Genomic DNA, 26257 nt, shown 5'->3' with positions numbered 1-26257 from the left:
TTTACACACACGATGACAAAACCAATAAGGTATTCCCATGCTTTTTGCGGGCTGCTGCGCTAAGGTCGGCACGCTCTCCAAACCGGGAGCGCCTAAGGACCTCATCGCATGCCCGCCACAGCCCACCAACCAAGCACTGACAAGCACCCACTGTGGCTGCACCGTTGCCTGCAGCATCTCTCCGTCTGGGCCCTTGCCACAGGCTTGACGCTGATCTGCTCTGGAGCCACCTATGCGGCAGACCACACATGGCAGCAATGCGCTGCCACCTCCGACAACCAGGCCCGCCTGGCCTGCTTTGACAGCTGGGCCCAGCAGCAGCAACCACTGACCCCGCCGCCCGCCACGGCCTGGACAGCCCCGCCTGCCAGCGCCAATGCGCAACCCGCCCCCACGCTGCAACAGGCCGCCAATGCGCCCATGGCCGTGGCCGACGTGGCAGGCCAGGGGCTGCAATCCACCAACGGCGGCTGCCGCGATCCGCGCTACAGCGAGGTCTCGCGCTTCTTTGAGCTGGAGCCCGGCACCGATTGCGGCACTTTCAGCCTGCGTGGCTACCGCCCCATGAGCGTGTCGTTGACCACGGCCGACCATGTCAACGAGCAGCCCAGCACTCCCGGCAAGCCAGCCAGCACTTCGGAGCCCTACCAAAAGCAGGAGATGCGCATACAGCTGTCTGCGCGCACAAAGCTGGCCTCCGGCCTGCTGACCGACAGCAGCTCCGGCCTCAAGGATTCGCTGTGGGTGGGTTACACCCAGCAGTCGTACTGGCAGGTGTTCAATGCCGATATTTCCCGGCCTTTTCGCACCACCGACCACGAGCCGGAAATCTTCTACATCTACCCCACCACCGCCCAACTGCCCTTTGGCTGGCGCTGGCGCTACAGCGGCGTGGGGCTGGCCCACCAGTCCAATGGCCAGAGCGACCCGCTATCGCGCAGCTGGAACCGCTGGTATGTGCTCACCGGAGCCGAACTGGACAATCGCTGGCAAGTCCACGCCAAGCTGTGGCAGCGCATCAAGGAAAGCCCGAACAACGATGACAACCCCGGCATACAAGACGACATAGGCCGTGGCGAGCTCAAGCTGGGCTGGAATGTGAACCAGCACAACTACCTCGGGCTGACCGCCAGAGGCAGCCTGGGCAAGGGCCGAGGCTCAGGCCGCATCGAGTGGCTGCGCACCCTGGGTGAGGGCTGGAACGGTGGCAAAAGCAATCTGCGCCTGCATGTGCAGCTGTTCAGCGGCTACGGCGACAGCCTGATCGACTACAACTACAAGCGCACCATGTTCAGCGTGGGTCTCAGCCTGCTGGACTTTTAATTCCCCGGGCCGCAGTCCCTGGACTGGCGCAATCCGCACACATGGCGGGGGAAGCCCCGTCTGATGCGCAGTTAGCCAGGGTCCAACCGACGAGATAATCCCCTCCTTGGGCTATTTCGGAGAGAATGCCTCCCACGCAGTCCTGCGTACCGCCCGCTCTCAGGGGCACGCTTTAAAGGGCATGATTCATGGATTTACAGCATCTGCGATATCAGCTCAGATCCGGGCAGTACTACCTCTACGACATGCGCGAACAGCCCAATGCCGTCACCGGTACACGCCGGTTCAAGCTGAAGACCGACCATGTCGCCATCGCCTTTAACCTGCACACCGGAGAAGTCCACCAGCATGGCAGTCCGCTGCGCATCCAATCCTGGGCGCTGACCATGTGCCGCCGCCTGCGCCTGGCTGGGCTGTGGGATGAGGCGGACGGCATCGTCGTGGTCTCCGGGCCCCTGCCCGTGGATGAAATCAACAAATGCCTGTGGATACGCGGCTACTGCCGCCGCATGTTCCAGCGCCTGGCCACGCTGCCCCATGGCAAGCTGCAAGCCGCCAGCGAGCGCGCCTCCACCCACAGCCACGATCGTTACGACCGCTACCGCCAACAGGCGGCAGCCTGAAGTCGGGAAGAGACGGCCCTCTTCCAGCAGCCAAAAAGCGGAGCCCAGCTCCGCTTTTTTGATAGCAGCTCCTGCGCCAGGAGCTTGCTCTGCAGGTCTTTTACAGACTGGCCTTGGTCGACAAAGGCGTCACGCCATCGGCCATCACCTGGGCACCGTCCTCGCCCAACACCTCCATGGCGGCATCTTCGCGCTCACGCACCACGGTCACCGGCACACGGCTGTGGTTGAGCACCGACTGCGACACCGAGCCGATAAAGGCCCGGCGCAGCGCGCCCATGCCGCGAGCCCCCACCACGATGCAGTCGCACTGCAGGCGCTCGGCCATGTCCACCAAGGTGGTGCCGGGCTCGCCCAGGGCCACTTCACGCTCGAAAGGCACGCCTGCGGCCTGCAGCTCCACCACGGCAGGCGCCATCAGGTGCATGCCGGCACCCAAGGCCGCTTTGGCAATGCGGTCGGAATCCTGCGTGGCCAGCTCGAGAAAAGATGCTTCTTCCTGCACCTGGGCCAGCACCACCGTGGCGCGCAGACCGCTGCGCACCAGCCCCACGGCATGGCGCACAGCCTCCAGCGACGAGGGAGAACCATCCACTGCAACCAAAATTCTTGTCATTTCCATGTCCTCCTGAATGGCCTGATGGCCGCAACCACCACTATAGACACCCCGGCACCGCCCCCTCCCCATCGCATGCATTGGGCCGTGACCCAGGTCAAGAACCACCAACAAGCGCTGCGCGCAGGCAGCGGCTCTCGCGCAGGCATGCCACATGCAACGGCGCACCACACCAGGGCCAGCGCAAGGGCCTACGACGGCACGCCCCAAGTCAGGGACGGCCAGCAAGGGCCGCCCCGCAGCAAAGGCCGTCGTCCCCCTCGGGGGAAGGCGCGCAGCGCCTCAGGGGGGAGCCAATTCAAGGACAATGCGCGCCATCATGCTGCAGTTCGAACTTCTCAAGACCGACCCCAACAGCCACGCGCGCCGTGGCCAGCTCACGCTCAACCATGGCGTGGTGCAGACCCCCATCTTCATGCCCGTGGGCACCTATGGCACCGTCAAAGGCGTGATGCCGCGCAGCCTGGAGGAAATGGGCGCGCAAATCATTCTGGGCAACACCTTCCACCTGTGGATGCGCCCCGGCCTGGACATCATGCAGACCTTTGGCGGCCTGCATGCCTTTGAGAAGTGGAACAAGCCCATCCTCACCGACTCGGGCGGCTTTCAGGTCTGGAGCCTGGGCTCCATGCGCAAGATCACCGAGGAAGGCGTGCATTTCCAAAGCCCCGTGAACGGCGACAAGCTGTTCATGTCGCCCGAGGTCAGCATGCAGATCCAGACGGTGTTGAACTCCGACATCGTCATGCAGCTCGACGAATGCACGCCCTACGAAACCAACGGCAAAAAGACCACCCAGGCCGAGGCGCGCAAGAGCATGGAAATGAGCCGCCGCTGGGCCAAACGCTCCAAGGACGAGTTCGAACGCCTGGAAAATCCCAATGCCCTTTTCGGCATTGTGCAAGGCGGCATGTTCCTGAATCTGCGCGAGGAATCGCTGCAGGCGCTGGTGGAAATGGACTTCCCAGGCTATGCCGTGGGCGGTGTCTCCGTCGGTGAGCCCAAGGACGAGATGCTGGAGATCATGGCCCACACCCCCCATCTATTGCCGGCCCACAAGCCGCGCTATCTGATGGGTGTGGGCACGCCCGAAGACCTGGTCCAGGGCGTGGCCGACGGCGTGGACATGTTCGATTGCGTGATGCCCACGCGCAATGCGCGCAACGGCACGGTCTTCACCCGCTATGGTGATCTGAAGATGCGCAATGCACGCCACAAGACCGACCACCAGCCGCTCGACACCACCTGCACCTGCCACGCCTGCGCGGGCACCAGCGGCGTGAGCTGGGACGACGGCGGCCGCGACGGTTTCTCGCGCGCCTATCTGCACCACCTGGACCGCTGCGGTGAGATGCTGGGCCCCATGCTGACCACCATCCACAACCTGCATTACTACCTGAATCTGATGCAGGAAGTGCGTGCTGCACTGGAGGCCGGGACGTTCGGCGCTTTCCGACAGAAGTTCGCGCAGGATCGCAGCCGCGGGGTATAACGGCCACGGCACCTGCCCTATTGCATGGTGCGTAGCCCGCGCCATGCCCACACCGCAACTCCCGCCTTCCCACACCGCTGCGCAGGACTGTGACACGCCAGAGCCGACGTGGGCCGGATGGCGGGGGCCCGCGCTGGTAGCACTGATCGTCTTCTGCTTCGCCCTGCTCGGCATTCTGGGGCGCCCCATCAACTTCACCTCGGCCCTGTGGCCGGCCAACCCGGTGCTGGCCGGGCTGATGCTGCGCCACCCGCATCTGGCGCATTCCCCGCTGGCCTGGCTGGGTGCCGGCACGGGCTTTGTGGCGGCCGATCTGCTGACCGGCTCACAGCTGCTGAGCACCCTGTGGTTCACTGCGGCCAACCTGGTCAGCAGTGCCACCTGCTGCCTGATTCTGCTGCGCGCCGATGCGGCCACCCGGTATATGCAAAGCCAGCACTCGGCTTTGCTGCTGTTCGCTGCGGTACTGGCCGCTGCCAGTGCCAGTGCCGTGGTCGCCGGCGGAACGGGGCCTGTGCTGTTTCAGACCGAGCTCTGGGTCAGCCTGTCGATGTGGTTCAGCGGCGAGCTGCAAAGCAATATGCTGATCCTCCCCGTGCTGCTGGCCCTGCCTCGCTGCCGCCCATTCAGCATTTCCATCTGCTTCCCCCCGCGTTCCCTGCTCCGGCTGTGGAAGCACGCGGCACCGCTGGCTGCCGTCATCGCATCCACCGCCGCGGCCCTGACCGTTGGAGGGGCGGACAGCTTGCCGGTTGTGATCCCCGCCTTGCTCTGGTGCGCAATCCGCTACCGTTTTCTGAGCACGGCCATCTTGTGTCTGGTGGTTTGCCTGATTTTGACGGCAGAGGTCGCCATGGGCAGCTTTCAGTTCACGCCCCAATTCTGGAACAGCGCCCTGTCGCTGCGGGTGGGCATTACGTTGCTCGCACTGGGGCCGCTGGCCATGGCCTGCAACCGCCAGGCACGCCAGCGCGCCATGGAGCAGCTGAACCACACCATCAGCCACGACTTTCTCACCGGGCTGCTCTCCCGCAATGCGTTTTTCCTGCAGGCCAAACAGCAAATGGGCCACCTCTGCGCCCGACAGGCGCCGGTGGCCATGCTGGTGCTGGACCTGGACCATTTCAAGCGCATCAACGACTGCCATGGCCATGCCGCCGGTGATGCCGTGCTGCGCCAATTTGCCCAGGTGGCTGGGCTCCAACTGCGTGCGGGCGACACCATGGGCCGCCTGGGTGGTGAGGAGTTTTTGGTGCTGCTTCCCCAGATGTCCATGCACCAGGCCCAGGCACTGGCACTGCGACTGTGTGCTGCCGTGCGCGCCCACCGCTTTGCGCTGGGTGGCAGCAGCCCGCCGCTGCATGTCACCGTGAGCGTGGGCATGGCGTTCTGCCCCCATTGCCCCCCGCCCCATGCCATCGACGCACTGATCCACAGCGCAGACCTGCAGCTCTACCAAGCCAAGCAGAACGGGCGCGACCGCGTGGTCTCCACGGTTTACGGAAACACCAGCGACACCCCCTCCCATCTGCACCACCGCCGCCATGTCACAGGCACACGCTGACTCCTTTTCGCCTCGGCAACATGCAGCCCTGCCATGGGGCATTGCCCTGCTGCTTTATCCGCTGACGTCGCAATGGCAGCTATGGGATGGTTTCTCCAGCTTTGGCATTGCCAATGCCCTGATGCTGGGGCTGCTGGCGCGCCAGCCACAGTGGCGTCGCTGGCCCTGCTTTATGGCCATCGCCCTGGCCAGCCTGGTCGCTCAGTTGCTGGATCAGCAGCCGCTGCAGTCCGCCCTGTTCTGTGCCCTGTCCGACGTCTCGGGTGTGCTGGTGGGCAGCACACTGCTGGCACGGCTGACACCGGCCACCTTGCAGCTGCGGCGCGAACACTCTCCGCTGTATGTGCTGGCCCCCTGCCTGGCAGCCAGCACCGTCACGGCCATGCTGCAATGGGTGGAGCCAGGTACGGGGCAACATTGGTATACGCTGACCATCATGCTGGTCACCGAAGGCATGAACCATTTGCTCATCGTGCCAATGGTGCTCAGCTATGGACAACCTGGGCGCCAAAAAGACTCGCAGCACTCCAATCCGCTGCCACTGCTGGCACTGCTGCTGTCCGAGCTGGTGGCCTTTGCCATTGGCGGCCCTGGCGCCATGGCCTTCACGCTGCCGGCCTTTATCTGGTGCGCTTTGCGCTATTCGCTGTTTTGCACCGCCTCCCTGTTCGCCCTGTTCACGCTGTGGAAATGTCTGCTCTTCGTCCAAGGCTATGACCTGGAGACCAGCACCGTCATCGGCGGCATGGCCGCGCTGCGCCTGGAGCTGAGCCTGCTGTGGCTGGGCCCGCTGACCGTGGCCTGCTCCCATGCAGCACGCAACGAGGTGCTGCAGCGCCTGCATTACGCGTCAGAGCATGACTTTCTGACCCGCACACTGGAACGCGGCACCTTCATACAGCGCAGCGCAGCGGCCCTGTCCCAGCTGCATGCCCCACCTGCTCCCCTGGCCATGCTGCTGCTGGACATTGACCATTTCAAAAAGGTCAACGACCAGCATGGCCACGCCATGGGCGACCAGGTCTTGCAAGGCTTTGCCAACACGCTGCTGCAACAGCAGCAAGACGGCACCCTGGTGGGGCGCTATGGCGGAGAGGAATTCTGCGTCTGCCTGCCTGGCGCTTCGCTGGACGAGGCACTGGCCGCCGCAGAGCGTCTGCGCATCGCCGTGCAGGCCTTGTCCTTTCCCATCCCCCAGGGCGGTTGCCTGCAGATCACCATGAGCGTGGGCGTGGCCCACTACGCGGCCACGGCCCTGCCCGCCACGACAGAACTGGCACTGGCACAGGCCGACGCCCAGCTCTACCGCGCCAAGGAGGGCGGGCGCAACCGCGTGGAATGTCTGGCCACGGTGCCCAGCACCATGGCCTTGCCCCAGACACAGACCCCGTCCGCCATCCAGATCCAGGTGGAAGTGCAAAGCACACCGCGGCAGGCACAAACGCCCTCTGCCGCCCCGGATCTGTCTTTCAGGGCTTGAGGGGCTGCGCCAGCACCGCCTTCGCCGGCTCGCCGCAGGCATGGCAAAAACGGGAGAACGCGCTCTTGCGGGTTTGGCACGCGCCGCAATGGTCAAACAGGCCAATGCCGCAATGGGGGCAAAAGTCGATCTCGGTGTTCTTCACATCCACCGGCCGCTCGCAACCGGGGCACACGCTCTTGGCCAGGCGTTCCAGGGCCACGTCGTAGCTCAGCTCCTCGCGGCGCTGTACCTCGGGCAGGGCCTCCTGCAGTTTTTGTCGCTCCAGATAGCGGTTCAGCGCCAGGATGGCATAGCGCCCCAGCAGCACCGTCAGCACAATGCCGACGATATAGCGCACATAGCCGCCGTAATCGGGCAGATAGGGCACCAGCTCCACGAAAAAGGCAAACAGGGCAAAGAAAATAAAGCCCCAGACAAAAGGCCACCAGGTGCTCTTGCGCTGCTTGACGAACAACCAGCCGGCCAGCACCAGCAACGGCAAGGTGATGGCCAGGCGGTACAGAAAAACGCGCAGCTCCACGGCCCGCATGCGCTCCTGCCACTGGGGATAGGCCGCATCACGCAAGGCCGACCACTCCGACTCGGACTGTGCCACCGCCTGCGCGGCCGCCAGACTGCTCTGGTCTTGCTGCTCCAGCAGCTGGCGGGCCTGGTCCTCGGCCTGCTTGAGCGCATCCAGCGCACGGGTGCGGCGCAGCAGGTCCGCATCCTGCTCGGGGCGGTCGGTGGCGCGGCGCGTGGCCACCCAGTTGTCAAAGGTTTCGCGGGCAGCGCTGTACCTGGCCTTTTCCGCGTCGTACTTGAGCCGTGCCGTATCCCGCGCCCGCTCTGCCTCACGCTCGGTCTTGCGGGCAGCTTGCAACGCGGCCTTCACCGGTTGGGCGTCGGCAGCGGGGATGAAGTCCTCCACTTCCTGTGTCGGCGCCACCTGGGGCAGATTGCCCACGACCAGCCCGCCCAGGCCGATCAGAAAAGAGGCAAACACCACCGACACCAGCCACAGGCCACGGCGAAACCATTTCTCGGGCAAGCGCAAAGATTTACTCATACAAATTCCTGACTCAATAGCGGCTTATGCAGTCCAGACGGGCGATACAGACCATTTTGATGGCAAATATCGCATGCCGCTGTCAGCGCAGCTCGCGTACAGGGCCTGCCAGCTGGGTGCGCTGCATCCACTGGGTGACCGAATCCACCGTCACGGTCTCGATGCGGCTGGCAAAGCGCTTTTCATTCGGGTGGTCGTCAAAGGCAATATTGGCGGCGGTCATGCGCCCACCCAGGCGCGTCCAGGAGCGGATCACCAGCGCGCTGGGCTCGTAACCCTTGAACTGCAGCCAGGCCTGCGCCTGGGCGCGTTGCTGCACCGTGGCGGGTTCCATAGCCACGGCCAGGCTCTCCAGCGCCCACTGGTTGGACTGCTGGTAACGCTGCCCCCAGACGTAGCTGACCATGCTGTAGGGCGCATGCTGCATGCGCAGCACGGTCTGCGGATTCGTCAGATAGGTCCACAGCGCCTGCTGCACCTCGGGCGTGGGCACCTGCACGGCCGCCACATAACGCCACAAATCATCCAGAAAGAATTCGCCCAAGCCCTGCCGGTAGACATGGCCTTCGGCCGTGCCGCAGCCATTGAGCTTGTGCGCCACGCGCCACAGCCCCTCCGGTGTACGGTAGGCCCAGCCGAAGTGCGAATACTTCAGCTGGTAAGTCGACAGATCCTGGCCGGCACGCCCCAGCAGCACCACCTTGGTGCCGATTTTTTGGTGCTCCGCTTCCAGTACCTGGGCCGTTCGCTGGGCCAGATCCAGTGACTGCGTCAGCATCTGCGCCGTCATCGGCCGGTTTTCACAGCTGCGACCGGCCTGTGCCGTGCCTGCGGCCATGAAGGCCAGGCACAGCATGGTGGCGGCGGCCATGCGGGTGGGCGCGCAACGGAGATAGGGCATGCGCGTGCTACTCCAGACGCTGCGCATCACAGGCGCTCGTTGTGCAGCAAGGCCTTGCCCACGGCGTTCGGGATAAAGGCCAGCACCTGACCTGCGGCCAGCAGGATCACGCCGGCGCCGATGGCGCTGCTTTGCACCACGGTACCCACGCCCACCGAAACAGCACCCACCGCATTGCCAGACACCTCCAGCACCGCCGAGGCGCCATTGGCCATGTTCTTGAATACATAGACCACGCCATTCGCCGAGACCTGCACCGATTCCACCACCAGCGAAGCCCCCACACCGGAGACCAGCAGCGGTGCGAGCATCACCTGCTCCGAATCACCACCCGATGCGGCCGCCCCCACCATGGAGGCCAGCGGCAGCGCCGACAACACCGGTGATGCCTCGCTCTGCGCATGGGCTGTGGTGCCCACGCCCCACAGCGCACCGACCAGGCCGATGGCGCACAGGCTGTGGTGCAGCAAGCTCCGGGGGGAAACGGCTGGGGTGGAGAGGTTCGAAGCCATGTTCACAAAAAATTCCTTGCGCATTGATTTCCTGGCGTGCCGCCATCTGCTTCGGTGACCATGGCGTTATACCCGCCCCCCGGCCTTGCACCCGCCTGCCTGACGCGCAGGCCACAGTCTTTGACATACCTCGTGCGGGGTAAGCCGGGATGGCGGGTACATCTCCCCCATGCCTTCATGTGGCTGCGGTCTTCACAAGCCGTGCCATCCAACAAGTGCGCTCACCGCGCCAGCAAGGCCGCTACGCGGGCATGCAACAGCTCCGGCGTGACCTGGTCTGCTGGCACAGCGGCATCAACCTCCAAGCCCACGCGGCTGAGCCAGCCACGGCGCAGCGGCCGCACCATGGCCACGTTCTTGCCGTCTCGTACCTCGATGCGGCTGAAGAACGAGCCCCAAAGATTGGTCAGCGCCATGGGCACCACCGACAGCTCCAGCCCATCGACCCGGGCCTGCTCCAGGATTTTCATGATGCCGCCCTTGAAGGGCTGCAGCTGACCATCGCTGGTGATGGCGCCTTCGGGGAAGATGGCCAGCAAATCGCCCTCGCGCAGCACCTGGGCGGCGCGGACGAAGGCGGCTTCGTAAGTGGCCGGATCTTCCTTGTAGGGAACGATGGGAATCGCCTTGGCCAGGCGGAACAATCTGCCCAGCACAGGCATCTGAAAGATTCGCGCATCCATCACAAAGTGGATGGGCCGAGGGCTGGCGGCCATCAACAGCAGGGCATCGACAAAGCTCACGTGGTTGCACACCAGCACGGCCGCGCCACTGGCGGGAATATGCGGCTCACCACGCACCTTGAAGCGGTAGATGAAATGCGTGGCCACCCAGGCCACAAAGCGCAGCAGGTATTCCGGCACCAGCAAAAAGACATAGAGCGCCACCACCGCATTGGCGATGCCGGCGAGCAGAAACACTTGCGGGATGCTGAACCCCGCTGCCAGCAACGCGCCAGCCAGCACGCTGGAGGCGATCATGAACAAGGCGTTCAAGATGTTGTTGGCCGCGATGATGCGGGCACGGTGCGTGGCCTGGCTACGCATCTGGATCAGCGCATACATGGGCACGCTGTAGATGCCGGCCGACAGCGCCAGCAAGCCCAAATCCACCATCACACGCCAGTTGCGGTGCTCGGCCAGGAAAGCACCCACATCCATCAGCGCAGATGGTGGCAGCGCGCGCGCGGCGAAGTAGAGGTCGATGGCGAACACGCTCATGCCGATGGCACCCAGCGGCACCAGGCCAATCTCCACATGGCGGCGGCTGAACACCTCGCACAGCAGCGAGCCGACGCCTATGCCTATGGAAAAAATCACCAGCAGCAGCGAGGCCACATGCTCGTTGCCGTGCAGCACCTCCTTGGCGAAGCTGGGGAACTGCGCCAGAAACACTGCGCCGAAGAACCACATCCAGCTGATGCCCAGCAGCGAACGGAACACCACCGGTTGCTGGCGGGCCAGCTGCAGATTGCGCCAGGTTTCGGTGAAGGGGTTCCAGTTGATGACCAGGTCTGGATCGGTGGCCGGAGCATTCGGAATGAACTGAGCACACAGCCGCCCCACCAGGGCCAGTGCCACGCAGGCCACGGCCACCTGCAAATGGCCCACGGCGGGCACGGCCACCAGCAGGCCGCCGGCCACATTGCCCAGCAAGATGGCGACAAAAGTGCCCATTTCCACCATGCCATTGCCACCGGTGAGCTCGCGCTCATTGAGCACCTGCGGCAGGTAGGCGAACTTGACCGGCCCGAACAGCGTGGAATGCAGGCCCATCAGGAACACACAGGCCAGCAGCAAGGGCACATGGGCGGCCACAAAGCCCCAGGCCGCCAGCAGCATGATGGCGATCTCGAGGTTCTTCACCAGGCGGAACATGCGGGTCTTGTCCCACTTGTCGGTGAGCTGGCCCGAGGTGGCCGAGAACAACAGAAACGGCAGGATGAACAGCGCACCAATCACCAGGCCAGCCAGCGACGGCGGCAGCCACGACACGCTGAGCTGGTAGGTCACCATCACCGTGAGGGCGAACTTGAACAGATTGTCGTTGGCCGCCCCCGAAAACTGTGTCCAGAAAAACGGCGCAAAACGCCGCTGCCCCAGCAAGGAAAATTGATTGGGCTGGTGCTCGGAAGGCGGCGAAGAAGAAGACTGGGGGCGCATACCGGGTCCTGTAAACATATTCATTGGCGCTGCGTTGCCTGGTGGCCCGCAGCGCTGCATGTGCCGCGCATGGTAGCAAGGGCAGAAAGGGAGGGAGTCGGCCGCGACAGCAGGTGCCCAGATCACCCAATGCGTGCAGCATGCGCGCCCCGAAACGATTGCAGACCGGGCTTCACACAGCTTTGCATCCGCCGTACACCGGGTTCACCCGGAGCTCGGATGCTCAGGCCTTCAACCACAGCTTCTCGGGAACCGCGCCATGCTTCTTCGCCCCACCCTCTTGACCTCCCGCCTGCTGCTGGGCAGCAGCCTGGCACTGGCCGCCGCAGTTGCATCAGCCCAACCGGTCCACCGGAGCAATGCGCCGGTGCTGGTACAGGTCCAGCATGCGCCCGCGCATTCCCGCCCGGCACCACCGCCCCACGCCATGAAGCCCGCCCCAAGGCACGCCATGGCCAGACCTGGGTAGCCGGTCATTGGCGCTGGCAAGGGCCACGCGCAGCTTATGTCTGGGAGCCCGGCCACTGGGTTAGGGCCTCACGGCACTGAAGACTGTGCAGAGGCCGTGCGATTTATTTATGTCGCCAGCGGCTGGGTGAACACCGTCAGCTGGCCGCTCATGCCATGCACTTCACGGCCGGAGATTTCGCCCGCCGTCACAAAGCCCACCAGCGGGATGGGGCCCAGCGCATGGCGTATCAGCTGCAGCTCGGCATCCACCTCGTTGGTGGCGGCGGTCCCACCACGCAAATGGCTGCGTACATAGATGGCGCCGCAGACAATGCGCGCCGGCGCCTGTGCTCCGGCCGCAGGCCAGGGAATGTCAGGGGTGAGCTGCTCCTGGATTTCCGCGCAGGCGCGGCGCAGCTCAGACCATGCGGAGCTGCCGCTGCGCTCGCAGAACGCCAGATACATGCCCTGGTCCACCACCTCATCCAGCACCAGACCACGGCGCAGCGGGTCCAGCCCCATGATGGGACGCACGCGGGCACGCACATCAATGCTGCTGCTGTGCGGCGTATAAGGCCCGGCGGCCAAGGCCACCAGGGTGTGGCGCACACGGCCTATGGCGGCCTGTGCATCCACCTCCAGCTGCACACCGAGGGTCTCCATCAGCACATCGAGGGCGGGACGGCCATTCAGGCCCAGGATGACATGCTCACGCGCATCGGTGATTTCCATGGGCAAGGCCAGGGGCTTGCAACCCTGCACCACCCGTGAGACTGTGTGCACCTGGTCGGAAAAGGCCACGCCCGACAGGCCGCCGGACAGCAGGCCGGTGTCCTCGGAATGGCTGGACTGCAGACTCCATGCCAGCTGCATGCCGCTGCGACGCTCGGAGCCAAAGCCCCCCATCATTTCGCCGCTGGCCGTGTGCGAGGCCAGCTCCAGCAGCAGCTCTTCCAGCTGGGGCATGCGACCGTCGCCATGCACCAGCACGCTGTGGATGGCAAAGCCGTCGGATGCCACCTTGGCAATGGGCCGCAGTCCGGAGAAAAGACGGAAGTCCGCCTCGCCCAGCAGCGGCAACATGACCGCCATGGCCCCTTGCTCGCCGGCGTAGCGCATATCGCCCCCCAGCACGGCTGGTGCCGACATGCCGCTCCAGTGGTGCACCTCGGGCAGCTCCTGGGTCAGTGCAGCCAGGATCTCCGCCGCATGCGGGACATAAGGGGTACTCAAATACATCAGACCCAGCGCCGGCCAGTCCTGGCCGCTTTGCATGGCCATTTGCGCCCGCACCTGGGTCACAACCTGGGTCAGTGCCTGCCGCCACTGCAAGTGGCTGGCATGGGCACATGGAAAAAACGCCATCTTCGCTCCTGCGTCCAACCCTGCGCTCATCGGCGTCCCGCCACCGACTTGGCCGAAGCGGCAGACTTGGCCGCAGGCGAGGCGGGCTTGCGGGCAGCGGCCTTCTTCGCCGCTGCAGGGCGCTTGGCGGCGGGCTTTGCAGCCGCACTGGGCTTGCTCTCCTGGGCCGCGCTGGGGGCGCGGGCCGTGGTCTTCGCCGCGGGGGCCGCAGTGCCGCCCGCAGCCTGGCTCGCCTTGCGGCCAGGGGTTGCCGCGCTAGAGGCGGCCTTCACCCCCTCGGCGGCCTTGCGTGCCATCTGGCTGGCGGCCTGCATGGCCGCCTTGGTGAAATCGGTGGCCATATGGGTGGCCTTGGCCATGGCCTGTTGTTGCGCCGGGTCCTGCAGGGCCTGGCCGGCAATCTGCTGGAACTGCTGGCTCAGCGCGCCCCACCACAGCATGGGGTCGCCCATGCCTGCGGCAGCGCCAGCGTGGGCACCCGCATCGGCCTTATCGGCCTTGCCAGCCGCATCCGCATGGCTGGCCGCACCGGCAGCCGCCGTTTTTTCCTGGGCGGCCTGGGCCGCAGCCGCAGCATGCGCCTCCGCTTCCGCGCGCTCTGGCTTGGCTGCCGCTGCGCTTTTCTTGCGGGACTTGGCGCCGCCCGAGGACATGGGCCAGTCCGCATGCTCGCCCGCCGCTGGTGCGGCCGCAGCTTGCATGGGATTGCCGGGGCCGGCAAAGCTCTTGGCCAGATCAGCCATGCTCACATTCATGCCCTGCAAGGTGTGCAGCGTCATCTTCTGCACTTCCAGCGCCTGCACCGTGGCCGACAGGGCACGGCTGTTTTGCTCCAGCCAGAACTGCACGGCCTTGAGCTCTTCGATGCGCTTGCTGATTTCTTCGACGCTGACCGTCGGCGCCACCCAGTGCGACAACGGCGGCATGCCCTTGGATGCGCCGGCCTGGCCCAGCTGGTTCAGAAAATCGAATCCCGGAATGAATTTACCGAAACCGAAGGCGGCGGAATCGCTCATAGCTGTCCCCAAGAAGTAGCGTCAATGCAAGCCGCCGCCCGGAACCGGGCCGCGCTGCGGGAGAGCAATGAGCTTAACCCAGCGGCCAGGCATTGCCACAGCCAGACACCCACCGTTGCGCTCAAACGACCGCCTGGATCACCTGGAAGCCAGGCACTGCGGGCATCTCGGGTGACCCCGAAGCAGCAGCGCCGGCCCCTGCGCCCACATCACCAGCGATGCGAAAGCGGGAGCAACCCCGGGGTGCCTGTGCCGTCTCAGTGCTGGTGACCGTGCATGCCATGGCCCGTCGGCATGGCCCCACCCTTGGGGGCCATGGCCTGCACCGGCACCTGCAGGCTCAGGCGCGAGAGCACGCCCTTGGCATTCTTGAACACCAGGGTGATGGGCACTTGCGTGTCCTTGAGCAGCGGGCTTTTCAGCTGCTGCAGCATCAGGTGGTAGCCACCGGGCTTGAGCTCGACGGCCACGCCCTGGGGCAGGTCCAGGCTGGCAATGGCGCGCATGCGCATCACATCGCCCTCCATCTTCATTTCATGCACCTCGGCCACGGCGGCGGCCGGGGTCTCCACACCCACCAGCTGCAGCGGCTCCTTGGCCGTCAGCCGCATAAAGGCACCCGTAGCCTGCTGGCCAGGCACGCTGGCGCGCGCCCAGGCCTGCTCCACCGCCACAGGGGCGGCATCGGACTGGGCCCATGCGGAGGTCGACAGCGCGGCCACCGTGGCCAGGGACAGGGCCAAACGGCGTGTCAGGGTCTTTGCAAACATGGTTTTTGCTCCAAAAAAGCGGAAGCCCACAGGCATTCCAATGCGCCCGCAGCTCCCCAAAAATACATCCAGACATGCAGCACAAATCTGCTTCAAAGGCAGACAGCATGCGCTGCAAAAGCTCACAAATCAGGAGTATTCAAATACCGGAGGCCCACGCGCAGGCAAGGCGGCGGCAGCGCGGTAAGACCAGGGGCTTTGCACCGGCAACACCGCCAGCTGCGCCGGGGGGGGCGCTTCCCGGAGCTGCAGCTGCCAGGCCAGCGGTGGCGCCAGCAGCGGCAGGCACAGCGGGCAATCCAGGGCATGCACGGCAGGCGGCGCGCCCAGCAGTTGCTCGGCCGGGCTGGGCACCTGCAGCACGGGGCCAGCGGCACTGCACAGCACCTCACCCATGCCGGCCTGGGCACGCACCCAGGGTGATGCCACCGAGCCCAGCACCACACACAGCCAGGCCGCCAGCACCCAGCGGGTGCAGCCATGCCAGACGGAGAGGGGGCGGGAGCGCATCACGCAGGCATTGTAGGCATGGGCGGTGCTAGGCTCACATCCATGATGCAAAGCCTTTTCCACCTCGCCTACCATGTGACCGACCTCGATGCCGCGCGCCGTTTCTACGGCGGCGTGCTGGGCTGCCGCGAAGGCCGCAGCACCGAGACCTGGGTTGACTTCGACTTCTTCGGCCACCAGATTTCGCTGCACCTGGGCCAGCCCTTTGCCGTGGCCAATACCGGCAAGGTGGGCCAGCACATGGTGCCCATGCCCCATCTGGGTGTGATCCTGCTCAAACCCGACTGGCAGGCCCTGGCCGAACGCCTGAAGGCCGCCCACACCGCTTTTGTGCTGGAGCCCCAGGTGCGCTTTGAAGGCGAGCCCGGCGAGCAATGGACCATGTTTTTCCACGACCCCAGCGGCAATCCTATCGAGGTCAAGGGCTTCACCCATTGGGATGCGGTGTATGCACATTGATGCGATTGACGCCCCCTGAGCCGCTTCGCGTCATCCCCCTCTCTCTCGCTGCGCGAGGGAGGGGGACGGCACCAGCGCTGCGGGGCGGCCCTTGCGCGGCGCCCTAACCTGGGCCGCGCCAGTTGCAAAGCCCCCTGCCAAAGCTATCTCCTGAGTTTGATGCATAAACGCCGCAGCGCTTATTTATTCTTCACAGGATGCTCCCAAAACCGCAGCAACCCACTGCTGCGCTGGGTGGGGCTGCCGATGGCCGAGGCCAGCAGGCCCGGCACCTCGGTCCACAGCGTAAAGGCTTCGCGTGCGCGGGTGATGCCGGTGTAGACCAGCTCGCGGCCCAGCACATTGCCGCCCTGGGCGGCCAGCACCAGAGCGGTGTGGGCGAATTCCGAACCCTGGCTTTTGTGCACCGTCATGGCGAATGCTGTTTCCACCTGGGCCAGGCGTGCCGTGCTCACATGGTGCAAGCCGTCGCCGCGCAAAAAGTACACGCGCAGCCGCGCCGGGTCGGCAAAACTGGGCAGGACCATGCCGATGTCGCCGTTGAACACCTCCAACTGGGCATCGTTGCGCGTGACCATCACCGGCCGGCCCGCATACCACTCGCCCTCGGCCGCGACCAGGCCGGCATCGCGCAGTTCTTTCACCACGGCGGTGTTCAGCCCGGCCACACCCCAATCGCCCTCGCGCACGGCGCACAGCAGGCGAAAGCGGTCAAAGGCCTGCAGCACTGTCTGCACCCAGGCGGCATGGGCCTCGGCCGTGGCCGGGCGCGCCAGCAGCCCACGCTGCAACTGCTGGGCATACAGGCGATAGCCCGGCTGCGGACCACGGCCTTGCACGGCCATGCGCGCCACCTGCTGGGCGGGGCCACCCTGGTGGGCCCACAGCGCCGCGTCCCGGCCGGCCCGGGTGTGCTCGGTCAGCAAGGCCTGGGCAGCCACGGCATCGCCAGCATTCACGGCCAGGGCCAGCAGGCCGATAGGGCCGCTAAAACGCCGGCTCTCGCGCAGCATCACCATATGCTGAGAGATGGGAGTACTCCCCCTGAGCCGCTGCGCGTCTTCCCCCTCTCTGGCTTCGCCGGAGGGGGACGGCACCAGCGCCTCTCTGGGGACAAGGCGGCCCTTGCGCGGTGCCCTGGCTTGTGCCGTGCCTGTTTCAGAGGCAGGGGATCCATCCACAGTGCCACGGGACTCGGCCATGAATTCTGCGGGAATCGCTTGCCCGGTCACACGCTGCGCATAGGCCGCCGTGTCGGCCAGGTAGTTGCCAGCCTGGGCATTGCTGCACAAATCGCCCAGCACGGCGCCGGCTTCCACCGAGGCCAGCTGGTCCTTGTCGCCCAGCAGAATCAAACGCGCCGTGGGCGGCAGGGCCTCCAACAGCGCGGCCATCATTTCCAGGTGGATCATGGAGGCCTCATCGACGATGAGCACGTCCACATCCAGGGGCTGGCCCGCATGGTGCTTGAAATGCCGGGTATCCGGCCGTGCGCCCAGCAGGGCATGCAGGGTGCGGGCCGCCCCCATGCGCTGCACCAGGGAGGGCAAATCCAGTTCGGGCTGGACAATGTCTTGCAGCTGCAGCAACGAGGCATCAATGGACTGCTTGAGCCGCGCCGCCGCCTTGCCCGTGGGCGCGGCCAGGGCGATGCGCAGCTGCGTGGCATCAGGCGCCGTGGCAAACAGCAGTGCCAGCAAGCGGGCTGCGGTATAGGTCTTGCCCGTGCCCGGGCCGCCGGTAATCACCGACATGCGCCCGCGCAGCGCCAGCGCGCAGGCCAGCTTTTGCCAGTCCATGGAGGCATTGGCCGCAATGCCATTGGCCGGGACAAACAGGCGCTGCAGCCAGTGGCGCACCTTGGCTTCATCCAGCAGCACATCGGCCGTGGTGCGGGCCGCAATCTGTGCGGCCACGCTGCGCTCGTAATCCCAGTAGCGGCGCAGATACAGCAGCGGCGCACCATCGCCTCGTAGCACCAGGGGCTGGCCCAGATCGGCGTCGCGCCCCAGCACCCGGACCACGGGGCTGCGCCGCAGCGCCTCTTGCCAATCGGCCCAGCTGGCGGGCAGCTGGGCCCACAGCGCCTGCTGCGCAGCCAAGGCTTCGCTGGGCCAGGCCAGCACGGCATTGGGATTCGCCGCCAGCGCGGTCAGCGGCAGACAGCTGTGGCCGCGGCCTTCCATCTGCGCCAGCACGGCCGTGGCCACCAGCAGGGCCGGTGTGGCGCCCGCATCCTGATCGGCCACCATGGCGGCCAGGGCGCTGTCCAGGCGACGCAGCAGGCCTGCATCGGCCAGACGCTGCAAGGCCGTCAAGGTGTCGGGCACGGACAGGGCCGGCTCGGCAAACAGGTCCAGGGTTTGCACATCCAGCTTGCGGCTGCGCTTCATGGCTGCACCTCCTGCGTGCTCTGGCCATCGGCCAGCAAGGCATCCAATGCGTGCAGCAAAGCCATCATGTCCTCGGATTGGGGCAGCACCTCCATGCCCTGGGTGGCGCCGTCCAGACCGCGCACAAAAAAGTACAGCGCCCCACCCAGGTGTTCGGTGGGCATATAGGCCGCGCCCAGGCGGCTGCGCAGCAGGCGGTGCAGGGCCAGCAGATACAGCGCGGCCTGTACGTCATAGCGGTGGTGCAGCATGGCCTGCTGCAAAGCCTGCGCCGTATAGGCCTGTCCATCCGCTCCCAGGTGGTTGGTTTTGTAATCCAGCACCCAATAGCGCCCCTGGTGGCAGAACACCAGGTCGGCAAAACCCATCAACATGCCGTGCAAGGCACGGGGCGGCAGCACGGGCCGGTCCATGCCGGGCAGCAGGTATTGCCGGCACAGGGCGTCTATGCGCGGGGCCGACAGCAGCCGGGCCGGCAGCCAGAACTCCATTTCGGCCAGCAGCGCATCCTGGGCGGCCAGCTCCACCAGATTGAGGGAGAGCGGTGGCAGCGGCTGGTGGACCACGGCGCGCAGCCAGCGCAGCGCGTCCAGGCTCTGCTCGGTGCGGCCCGCGCGCTCGCAGCGGCGCAGCAGCCGGGTTTCCAGCGGCGTGAAACTGACATCCTCGCCCTGCTCGCCTTCGCGGCTGCCTGGTGCTGGCAGGGCAAAGCCTTCGCCCGCCAGCCATTGCAGCTGGTCGTGCAGGAAATTGCCCACCACCGGGCCACGCATAAAACGGTGCCACACGGGAGCGGCCGATGCAGGCTGCATGGGCAGCGAAAGCGGGGCCAGGGTCACTGCAGCTTCCGGGCCCTCTGCCGCCAGGGGGTCGATCTCATCGTCGGCCGGAAACTGCGCGGCCACGGGCAGCACCGGCACGCTGGGCGCGGCCATGGCACGGGTCAGGGCCGAGAAGCTGCCGATGCCCCAGCGCTTGTCGAACAGGGCCTCATACACCGGCGCAGGCCGCAGTGCGGGCACCTCCTGGGCCGACACCCAGCGCGGCAGCGCGGGCAACTCGGCAGCCAGGGCCTGCACCGCGATATGGCCGCAGCCATCGGCCAGGGCTTGCAGGCTGTCCTGCCATTGCGTGGTGCTTTGCACCGCAGGGCCGGCCAGCAGATAGCCTGCGGCGCCCTGCTCGTTCACACAGGCTTTTCCCTGGCCGCGCTTCATGGGCGCCAGACCCAGCCACAGCGCGTGGCGCGGCCGGGTCAGGGCCACGTAGAACAGGCGCAGGTCTTCGCGCAGGCGCTCGCGGTCGGCCTGGGCCAGCTGCGCGCCGTCGTAGTCCAGCACCAGCTCACGTGCCGGCCCATCTTCGCCCTGCACCGGCAGGGACAGATAGGCTGTGCCGCGTTTTTCCAGCGGCCTGAAGCTGCCCGCGAACGGCAGACAGACCACGGGATATTCCAGGCCCTTGCTCTTGTGGATGGTGACCACCTTGACCAGGTCGGCGTCGGACTCCAGGCGCACGATTTGTGCCTCGCCGCCGCTGCCAGGCGCCTCGATCTGCGTGGCCAGCCAGCGAATCAGGGCCTGCTCGCCCTCCAGCTGGGCGCTGGCGCTTTGCAGCAACTCGGCCAGGTGCAGATAGTTGGTCAGCCGCCGCTCGCCCAGGGCCGGCAAGGCCAGCCAGCGCGCGGGAAGGTCAAAGCGGTACAGGGTCTGGCGCAGCATGGCCAGCACGCCCTGGCGCAGCCACAGGCTGTGCAGCTCGCGCAGCTGCTCGCTGCGGGCATCGAAAGCTTCTTCATCGCTGGCCAGCCAGGCCAGGGTCTCGAAGGACAGGCCCATCAACTCCGTGGCCAGGCCGGCGCGCACGGCCAGAGTGTCGCGGTGCTGGGCCACGGCGCGCAGCCAGTACAGCAGATCGCGTGCTTCACTGCTGGCAAACACCGAGTCCTGGTCGGACAGATAGACCGAGGCCACCTGGCATTGGGCCAGGGCGCGGCGCACGGCGCTGGCCTCTTTGCCGGTGCGCACCAGCACGGCGATATCGGCCGGGCGCAGGCGTTGAAATTCTTTTTCCAGCTGGGCAAAGCCCACGGTGGCATCGGACAGCCAGCCCACGATCTGCCGGGCGCAATGCTGGGCAAAGCGCAGGCGGATCACATCGTTGCTCAGGGGTTCTTCGCCCCCTGCCGTGTCCCAGGCTACGGTGAGCGCGGCCATGGGCGCCTCGCCCGCCATCAGGCACTCGCTGCGGCCCTGGGCCTGCACAGGCTCAAAAGGTAGCGGGTTCTGTAGGGGGTTGTTTGCGCTGCCGGCGCGGAACATGAAAGCGCCCTCACCGGCCCTGCTTTCGGCCTGCACAAGCCAGTGGTTCACGGCCGCCACCAGGGCCTGGGTGGAGCGGTAATTGGTGCCCAGCACATAGTGGCGCCCGGCCGTGGCCTGACGCGCCTGCAGATAGCTGTAGATGTCGGCGCCACGAAAGCCGTAAATGGACTGTTTGGGGTCGCCAATCAAGAGCAGCGCGCTCTCAGTGCTATTGCTTTCGGTGCGGTAGATCTGGTCGAACAGCCGGTATTGCAGCGGCGAGGTGTCCTGAAACTCGTCGATCAGCGCCACCGGGTACTGGGCCAGCATGGCGGCGCGCAGCGAAGCGCCGTTGTCGCCGGCCAGGGCCGCGTCCAGACGTTGCAGCATGTCGGCAAAGCCAAAGGTGCCGGCCTGGCGCTTGAGCCACAGCAAGCGCTGCTGCACCTGTGCGGCGGCATGCAGGCGCAGCTGGCTGGCCAGGGTGGGCAAGGCGGCCAGTTGCGCCAGCACCTGGGCCAGAGCCTGGGATTCGGGCGGCAGGTCCACGGGGGCATCGCCCTTGCGGGCCTCGTCCAGGCCTTCGGGCGTCAGTCGCGTGGCACCGGTTTTGAGGGCTGCGGCCAGTTCCTGGTGCGGCGCCTGGGCCCAGGCCCGCAAAGTCTGCAGCCAGGCCTTGTAGTTGGCCGGTTTGAGCTTGAGGCCATTCCAGGCGCTTTTGTTGCTGGCCAGCTGGCCATCCAGCCAGTCTTCCAGCCGCTGTGCCTTGGCCTCCCAGTCCTGGGCCAGATCGTGCAGCACCTGCTGGTGCTGCGCCAGCGCCTGGGTAATGCATTCGCCCAGGCTACCCTCGCCCGCACTGGCAGGCACGGGCTCGCGCAGCAGCGATTGCATATCGCTCACCAGGGCATCAACCTGGGGCCACACGGCCAGCACCTGCTCCAGCAACTCACCGGACAGCGGATAGCATTGCTGGCGCCAATAGTCTTGCGCGGCCTCGGTCTGGCGTTGGCTTTCGTCGGGCTCCAGCGTCTCGTCAAACAGATTGCCACTGTCAAACGCATGCTCACGCAGCATGCGCTGGCACCAGGCATCTATGGTGTGGATGGCCGCGTCGTCCATGCACTGGGCCGCCATGTCCAAACGCCAGGCTGCGGCTTCGCGCTCTGGCCCTTCGGGGAAAGCATCGCGCAGTTCACGCAAAAAGCCGTCGTGGGCTGCAGGCTCGGCCTCGCCGCGAAAACACTGCACGGCCTCGATCAAGCGGGCGCGAATGCGGTCCGACAGCTCGCGCGTGGCGGCGCGGGTGAAGGTCATCACCAGGATGTCGGGCGGCATCAGCGGCTTGCTGAAACCCGCATCGCCACCATGGCCCAGCACCAGGCGCAGATACAGGGCGGCGATGGTCCAGGTCTTGCCGGTGCCGGCACTGGCCTCGATCAGGCGCGAGCCCCAGAGCGGGAAACGCAGGGCATCCAGCACGTGGCTGCTGGCCGTGGTGGCGGGGCTTGTGCTGTCGCTCATGCGGCGCGCTCCTGCAGGGCAGACAGGTCGTCGCCGGGTAAATCTTGGCTGCGCACATGCTGAGCCATCCAGTCCAGCATGGGGGCATAGAGCAGCGCGGACAGCTGCTGCACATCGGCCGTGCCGTAAGCGGCGCTCAGCAAATCGGCAAACTCCGGGTAGCAGCGGGCCCAGCTGGGGTCTTGGTCCTCGCCACGCAGGGCAAAGCTGCCTTCATAGGCCTGGGCGGCGGCCACCATATCGCCCTCGGCACCGGCCACGCCGGTGCGCAGCGGCAGGGGAAGGGGCGCATGCTGGCCATCACGCCACAGCGCCATCCATTCCAGCAGGCGCTGCCGGGCCTCGGCCTGGGGCAGGGGCAGACTCCAGACCACCACATCGCGTGCCACCACACAGCCCAAGGTCTGGGTCCCGGTGGCGGCCAATGCCAGGCTGCGCAGATACAGACCCAGCAGCTTGTCGGCCTGCAGGGCATCGCCTTTTTTGCGCAGCAGAGTGCGCGGCTCCAGCGCCATCCAGCAGCGGGTAAAGCCAGGGTCTTCCACGGCTTCATCCGGCGTCCAGGGCTGGTTGCGCTCGCGCAGGCCATCCAGCCAATCGTCCAGCCGCAGCTCACCATTTGCGAGCAGCAAACGCTCACGGGACGCGCTGTGCGGCCATTCCTGCATCAAATGCTGCCAAGCCAGCAGCGAGGGCGTGGCCTGGGCCTGCAGTGCCTGGGCCGCACGCTGGCCCAGACCGGCCAGGGGCAGGCCACCGGCACGCGCCAGGCGCTGCACCTGGGCCTGGACCTGGGCCGCCACATCGGCCTGCGGGGCTGCGGCCAGTTGGGCCGCACCGGCCTGCTGCAGGCCTTGGACCAGGCCGTAGGCGGTGAGGCCGTCGAGCTGGAACAGCTCGTCATCCATCACCACTTCTTCTTCGGGCACAAAGCGCACCAGCAGGCGATGGCGCAGATAGGCCCGCGCCGGGTTGCGGTAGAAGTCGGCCAGCCGCGTCAGCGTCAGCGGGGCCTCGGGGTCGGGGGCAAAATCCGGCAGGCTGGGCGGGCTGTCGGCCACCGCTTCGGCATGGGCCGCATGCCATTCGCGGGCATAGGTCGAAATCTCTGAACCGGCCTCAAAATAGCGCCGACTAAAAGGCTGCAGCGGATGCTGCTGGCTGCGCTGGGCCAGCAGCAGCTTGCCTTGCTCGCGCGGCGGCAGATGGCCGCAGCCCTCCCCCAGCCAGCCCTGGGCCAGGTAGTCGCACAGCTGGGAGACCAGCACCGAGGCCGGCTGTTCGCTGTTGTCGCGCACATGGCGACCAGCCCAGCTGAGGTAGAGCATGCGGCGTGCGGACAGCAGCGCGTCCAGCATCAGCTGGCGGTCGTCGTCGCGGCGCGCACGGTCGCCGGGGCGGTGCTGGCCGGCCTGGGCCATCAAATCGAAATCGGCACGGCTGGCGCGGCGCGGGTAGTCGCCATCGTTCATGCCCAGCAGGCACACCACCTCAAACGGAATGGCGCGCATGGGCATCAGCGTGCAAAACGTCACGCCGCCGGCGCGAAAGCGCTGGTTCAGCGCCGGCTCTTCCAGCGCCTGCAGCCAGGCCTCTTGCGCCACGGGCAGGGCCAGGGCATCGACAAAACCGGCCTGGGCACAGGCGGACTGCCAGCGCACCAGGGCCTGGTCCAGGGCCGCCAGCAAGGCCTGGTCTTCGTCGGTCTGGGCGACGAAAAAATCGTCCAGCAGGGCACGAAAGCGCTGGGCCCAGAGCTCGGGCGTGGCGCTGTCGTTGCCGCTCTGCCACCACTGCAGCATGCGTGCCAGCAGGCTGGCCAGGCTGCCGGCCAGCTCGGCGCTCAGGCCTCCGACCTCGTCATAGGGCTCGACGCCGGCAAAGGCCGGGCTCTGGCCCTCGGCGGGTGCGGCGCCGCTGGCATAACCCAGCAGCATGCGCTGCAGACCAAACCAGGCGCTGTTGGGCTCGCCGCAGGCCGCCAGGCCCAGCTGGGCGCGCTGGGCCGCATTCAGCCCCCAGCGCATGCCGGCGCCCGCCATCCAGTGCGTGAGCTGGGGCAGATCTTCGGCCGCCAGACCCACGCGCGCGGCCACGGCGGGCACGTCCAGCAGATCGCAGAGCTCGCTCAAACGGCAGCGCTGCTGCGGCAGCTTGAGCAGCCATTGCAGCGCCGTCACCAGCGGGCTGCTGGCGCGCGCCCCCATGTCGGCAATGTCAAAGGGAATAAAGCGCGCGTCCTGGCGGCCATACTGACCAAACACGGCGCGAATCGCCGGCGCAGCCTCTTCGATGGCGGGCAGCATGACCACGATATCGCGTGGCGCCAGCGGCTGACTGCCTGCGGCTGCTGGCTGGGCCAGCAGTTCCAGCAGTTGGTCGTGCAGCACCTCCAACTCGCGCACCAGGCCGTGGGCCTGGTGAAAGACGATGGAGCGATCCTGGGCCGGGATTTCCAGCCTGGGGTGCTCGGCCAGCGGCACCAGATCACGTATGCGCTGCTGTACCTGCTGCAGCAGCGGCGCATGGGCCAGGTCTTGGGCATCGCCCTCTTCATAGACATCCACGCGCGGCCAGTTCCATTGCGCGGCGGTGTCGTGGGTGGTGTCAAAAGCGTCGAGCTGGCGCACATAGTCGCGGCTTTGCCGGCCCCAGGCCGCCAGCAGCGGATGGGCATGGGCATGCATGGCCTGCAGAGGCAGCTGGGCCAGGTCTTTGCCGGCCTTGTCGGGATGGCGACGGCGCTGCTGGCGCAGCAACTCGCGCCCATCGATGGCGTCGGCCCAGTGAAAGCGGCAGGGGTTGGGCACGGCGATCAGCACCTGGCTGTGGCGGGCAATGCCACTCAAGAACTGCATCAGCGACAACGGCATCTGGCTCATGCCAAACACCACCACGCGCCGCGCCAGCGGGCTGTGCGGAGCCTGGCCCGATTGCAGCGCAGAAAGCACCCGCGCCAGCAGCGCGGGACGGGTGGCGGCGCGCTCGCCCTCGTCCAGCTCGGCCAGCAGCGCACGCCACAGCAGGGGCTGCCAGTGCTGGGCTTCGGGCACGGGCTTGTCAGGCTGCCCCGGGTTGCACAGCACATCCCGGCCCTGGGCCCAGGCCTCCAACCAATCGGCACGGTAGATCTGGTATTGGTCGAACAAGTCGGCCAGGCGCTGGGCCAGCTGCAGCAGGCGCTGGGGCTCGCCGGGGCGCAAAAAATGGGCGATGGGGGCGAACACCGGCGCCATGGCGGCATCGGCCAGGCAGTGCGGCAGCAGGCGCATCAAGCGCCAGATCATGGGGGTTTTGTCCAGCGGGGACTCGCGCGGCACGGCATCGGGCCCCAGCATTTGCCGGTAGCTGCGCCAGACAAAGCGCGCCGGCAGCTCCACGCGCGCGGCGGCGCACACGCCCTGCTGCTCGGCCATGCGCATCTTGAACCATTCGGCCATGCCATTGCTTTGCACCAGCACGGTCTCGGGCTCCAGCGCAGAAAGCGGATGGGCCGCCAGCCAGGCCAGCACCGTATCGGCCAGGGCCTCGGTCTGGTTGCCGTGCAGGGCGATCAAGCCCGGTTGCCATTGCGATTCCACCCTCTTCCCCCTGCTGTGCTGTGTCAGCTGCGAGCTTAACTTGCCCGCGTTGCCTTGCGCGCACCAAGCTCTATAACTAGAAGTTTTGATAGCTGCCGATGCTTGCCGTCACTGGTTTGCAACAGCATTCCTGGCCCAGACCGGCCCTATGCCTGCACACCC

At 66.3% G+C, this 26257-nt stretch carries 19 protein-coding genes; 7 read left to right on the top strand and 12 right to left on the bottom strand.

The features are described 5' to 3' along the window. The first annotated feature begins 108 nt into the window (after positions 1-108). Together ACA027_RS02025 and ACA027_RS02020 are read left to right on the top strand one after the other, a co-directional pair. Positions 109-1323: a phospholipase A gene (locus ACA027_RS02025; protein ID WP_370680745.1), complete on the top strand. Its 1215-nt coding sequence runs from the start codon at positions 109-111 to the stop codon at positions 1321-1323. Positions 1324-1511: 188 nt separating this feature from the next. Then, positions 1512-1946: a hypothetical protein gene (locus ACA027_RS02020; protein ID WP_370680744.1), complete on the top strand. Its 435-nt coding sequence runs from the start codon at positions 1512-1514 to the stop codon at positions 1944-1946. A 100-nt stretch (positions 1947-2046) separates the two neighbouring features. Here ACA027_RS02020 and ACA027_RS02015 read toward each other — a convergent pair whose 3' ends face one another. Continuing rightward, on the bottom strand, positions 2047-2562 hold the full coding sequence (locus tag ACA027_RS02015) for a universal stress protein (RefSeq protein ID WP_370680742.1): 516 nt from the start codon (positions 2560-2562) through the stop codon (positions 2047-2049). A gap of 319 nt (positions 2563-2881) precedes the next feature. Here ACA027_RS02015 and tgt point away from each other — a divergent pair, with 319 nt between their 5' ends. Genes tgt through ACA027_RS02000 form a run of 3 tightly spaced genes read left to right on the top strand, consistent with a single transcriptional unit; the run spans position 2882 to position 7098 of the window. Beyond that, positions 2882-4054, top strand: coding sequence for a tRNA guanosine(34) transglycosylase Tgt (gene tgt / locus ACA027_RS02010; protein ID WP_370680741.1), 1173 nt, complete (start codon positions 2882-2884; stop codon positions 4052-4054). 43 nt (positions 4055-4097) lie between these two features. Then, complete coding sequence (locus ACA027_RS02005; RefSeq protein WP_370680740.1) at positions 4098-5618, top strand: diguanylate cyclase domain-containing protein; 1521 nt, start codon at positions 4098-4100, stop codon at positions 5616-5618. Then, the gene (locus tag ACA027_RS02000; RefSeq protein WP_370680739.1) at positions 5599-7098 is read left to right on the top strand and encodes a diguanylate cyclase; all 1500 of its coding nucleotides are present in this window, start codon (positions 5599-5601) and stop codon (positions 7096-7098) included. Before ACA027_RS02005 ends, ACA027_RS02000 begins: the two co-directional genes overlap by 20 nt. Here the strand turns inward: ACA027_RS02000 and ACA027_RS01995 are convergent. The 4 genes from ACA027_RS01995 to ACA027_RS01980 form a co-directional block, all read right to left on the bottom strand. After that, positions 7088-8149, bottom strand: coding sequence for a serine endopeptidase (locus tag ACA027_RS01995; protein WP_370680738.1), 1062 nt, complete (start codon positions 8147-8149; stop codon positions 7088-7090). The genes ACA027_RS02000 and ACA027_RS01995 overlap by 11 nt on opposite strands. Positions 8150-8231: 82 nt before the next feature. Next, positions 8232-9020: a DUF2145 domain-containing protein gene (locus tag ACA027_RS01990; RefSeq protein WP_370682490.1), complete on the bottom strand. Its 789-nt coding sequence runs from the start codon at positions 9018-9020 to the stop codon at positions 8232-8234. A 56-nt stretch (positions 9021-9076) separates the two neighbouring features. Beyond that, positions 9077-9562 carry a hypothetical protein gene (locus ACA027_RS01985; RefSeq protein WP_370682489.1) on the bottom strand — a complete coding sequence of 162 codons (486 nt, stop codon included), beginning with the start codon at positions 9560-9562 and terminating at the stop codon, positions 9077-9079. 221 nt (positions 9563-9783) lie between these two features. After that, positions 9784-11742 (bottom strand): MFS transporter, encoded by a 1959-nt coding sequence (locus ACA027_RS01980; protein ID WP_370682488.1) that lies wholly within the window; start codon positions 11740-11742, stop codon positions 9784-9786. A 51-nt stretch (positions 11743-11793) separates the two neighbouring features. Between ACA027_RS01980 and ACA027_RS01975 the strand changes: the two genes are divergently transcribed. Next, the gene (locus ACA027_RS01975) at positions 11794-12273 is read left to right on the top strand and encodes a YXWGXW repeat-containing protein (RefSeq protein WP_370680737.1); all 480 of its coding nucleotides are present in this window, start codon (positions 11794-11796) and stop codon (positions 12271-12273) included. 27 nt (positions 12274-12300) lie between these two features. Here ACA027_RS01975 and ACA027_RS01970 read toward each other — a convergent pair whose 3' ends face one another. The 4 genes from ACA027_RS01970 to ACA027_RS01955 all read right to left on the bottom strand — a co-directional run bounded on the left by ACA027_RS01970 (position 12301) and on the right by ACA027_RS01955 (position 15835). After that, positions 12301-13539 (bottom strand): FIST N-terminal domain-containing protein, encoded by a 1239-nt coding sequence (locus ACA027_RS01970; protein WP_370680736.1) that lies wholly within the window; start codon positions 13537-13539, stop codon positions 12301-12303. A 26-nt stretch (positions 13540-13565) separates the two neighbouring features. After that, on the bottom strand, positions 13566-14555 hold the full coding sequence (locus ACA027_RS01965; protein ID WP_370680735.1) for a PhaM family polyhydroxyalkanoate granule multifunctional regulatory protein: 990 nt from the start codon (positions 14553-14555) through the stop codon (positions 13566-13568). A 257-nt stretch (positions 14556-14812) separates the two neighbouring features. Continuing rightward, positions 14813-15325, bottom strand: a complete 513-nt coding sequence (locus tag ACA027_RS01960; RefSeq protein ID WP_370680734.1) for a copper chaperone PCu(A)C — start codon at positions 15323-15325, stop codon at positions 14813-14815. A gap of 129 nt (positions 15326-15454) precedes the next feature. Then, on the bottom strand, positions 15455-15835 hold the full coding sequence (locus ACA027_RS01955; protein WP_370680732.1) for a hypothetical protein: 381 nt from the start codon (positions 15833-15835) through the stop codon (positions 15455-15457). 45 nt (positions 15836-15880) lie between these two features. Between ACA027_RS01955 and ACA027_RS01950 the strand changes: the two genes are divergently transcribed. Continuing rightward, positions 15881-16294: a VOC family protein gene (locus ACA027_RS01950; RefSeq protein WP_370682487.1), complete on the top strand. Its 414-nt coding sequence runs from the start codon at positions 15881-15883 to the stop codon at positions 16292-16294. A 179-nt stretch (positions 16295-16473) separates the two neighbouring features. On the opposite strand, the gene ACA027_RS01945 is transcribed toward ACA027_RS01950, so the two are convergent. Genes ACA027_RS01945 through recC form a run of 3 tightly spaced genes read right to left on the bottom strand, consistent with a single transcriptional unit; the run spans position 16474 to position 26095 of the window. Beyond that, entirely contained in the window at positions 16474-18687 is a 2214-nt protein-coding gene (locus ACA027_RS01945; protein WP_370680731.1) for an AAA family ATPase, read from the bottom strand. Next, positions 18684-22514 carry an exodeoxyribonuclease V subunit beta gene (recB, locus tag ACA027_RS01940; RefSeq protein ID WP_370680730.1) on the bottom strand — a complete coding sequence of 1277 codons (3831 nt, stop codon included), beginning with the start codon at positions 22512-22514 and terminating at the stop codon, positions 18684-18686. The genes ACA027_RS01945 and recB overlap by 4 nt, the downstream gene beginning before the upstream one ends. Beyond that, positions 22511-26095 (bottom strand): exodeoxyribonuclease V subunit gamma, encoded by a 3585-nt coding sequence (recC, locus tag ACA027_RS01935; RefSeq protein ID WP_370680728.1) that lies wholly within the window; start codon positions 26093-26095, stop codon positions 22511-22513. The genes recB and recC overlap by 4 nt, the downstream gene beginning before the upstream one ends. Between the last annotated feature and the right edge of the window lie 162 nt (positions 26096-26257).

Origin of the sequence: Comamonas sp. GB3 AK4-5, from assembly GCF_041320665.1 — a bacterium.
Lineage (GTDB): Bacteria > Pseudomonadota > Gammaproteobacteria > Burkholderiales > Burkholderiaceae_C > Comamonas.
This window is presented reverse-complemented; position numbering and strand designations above follow the sequence as displayed.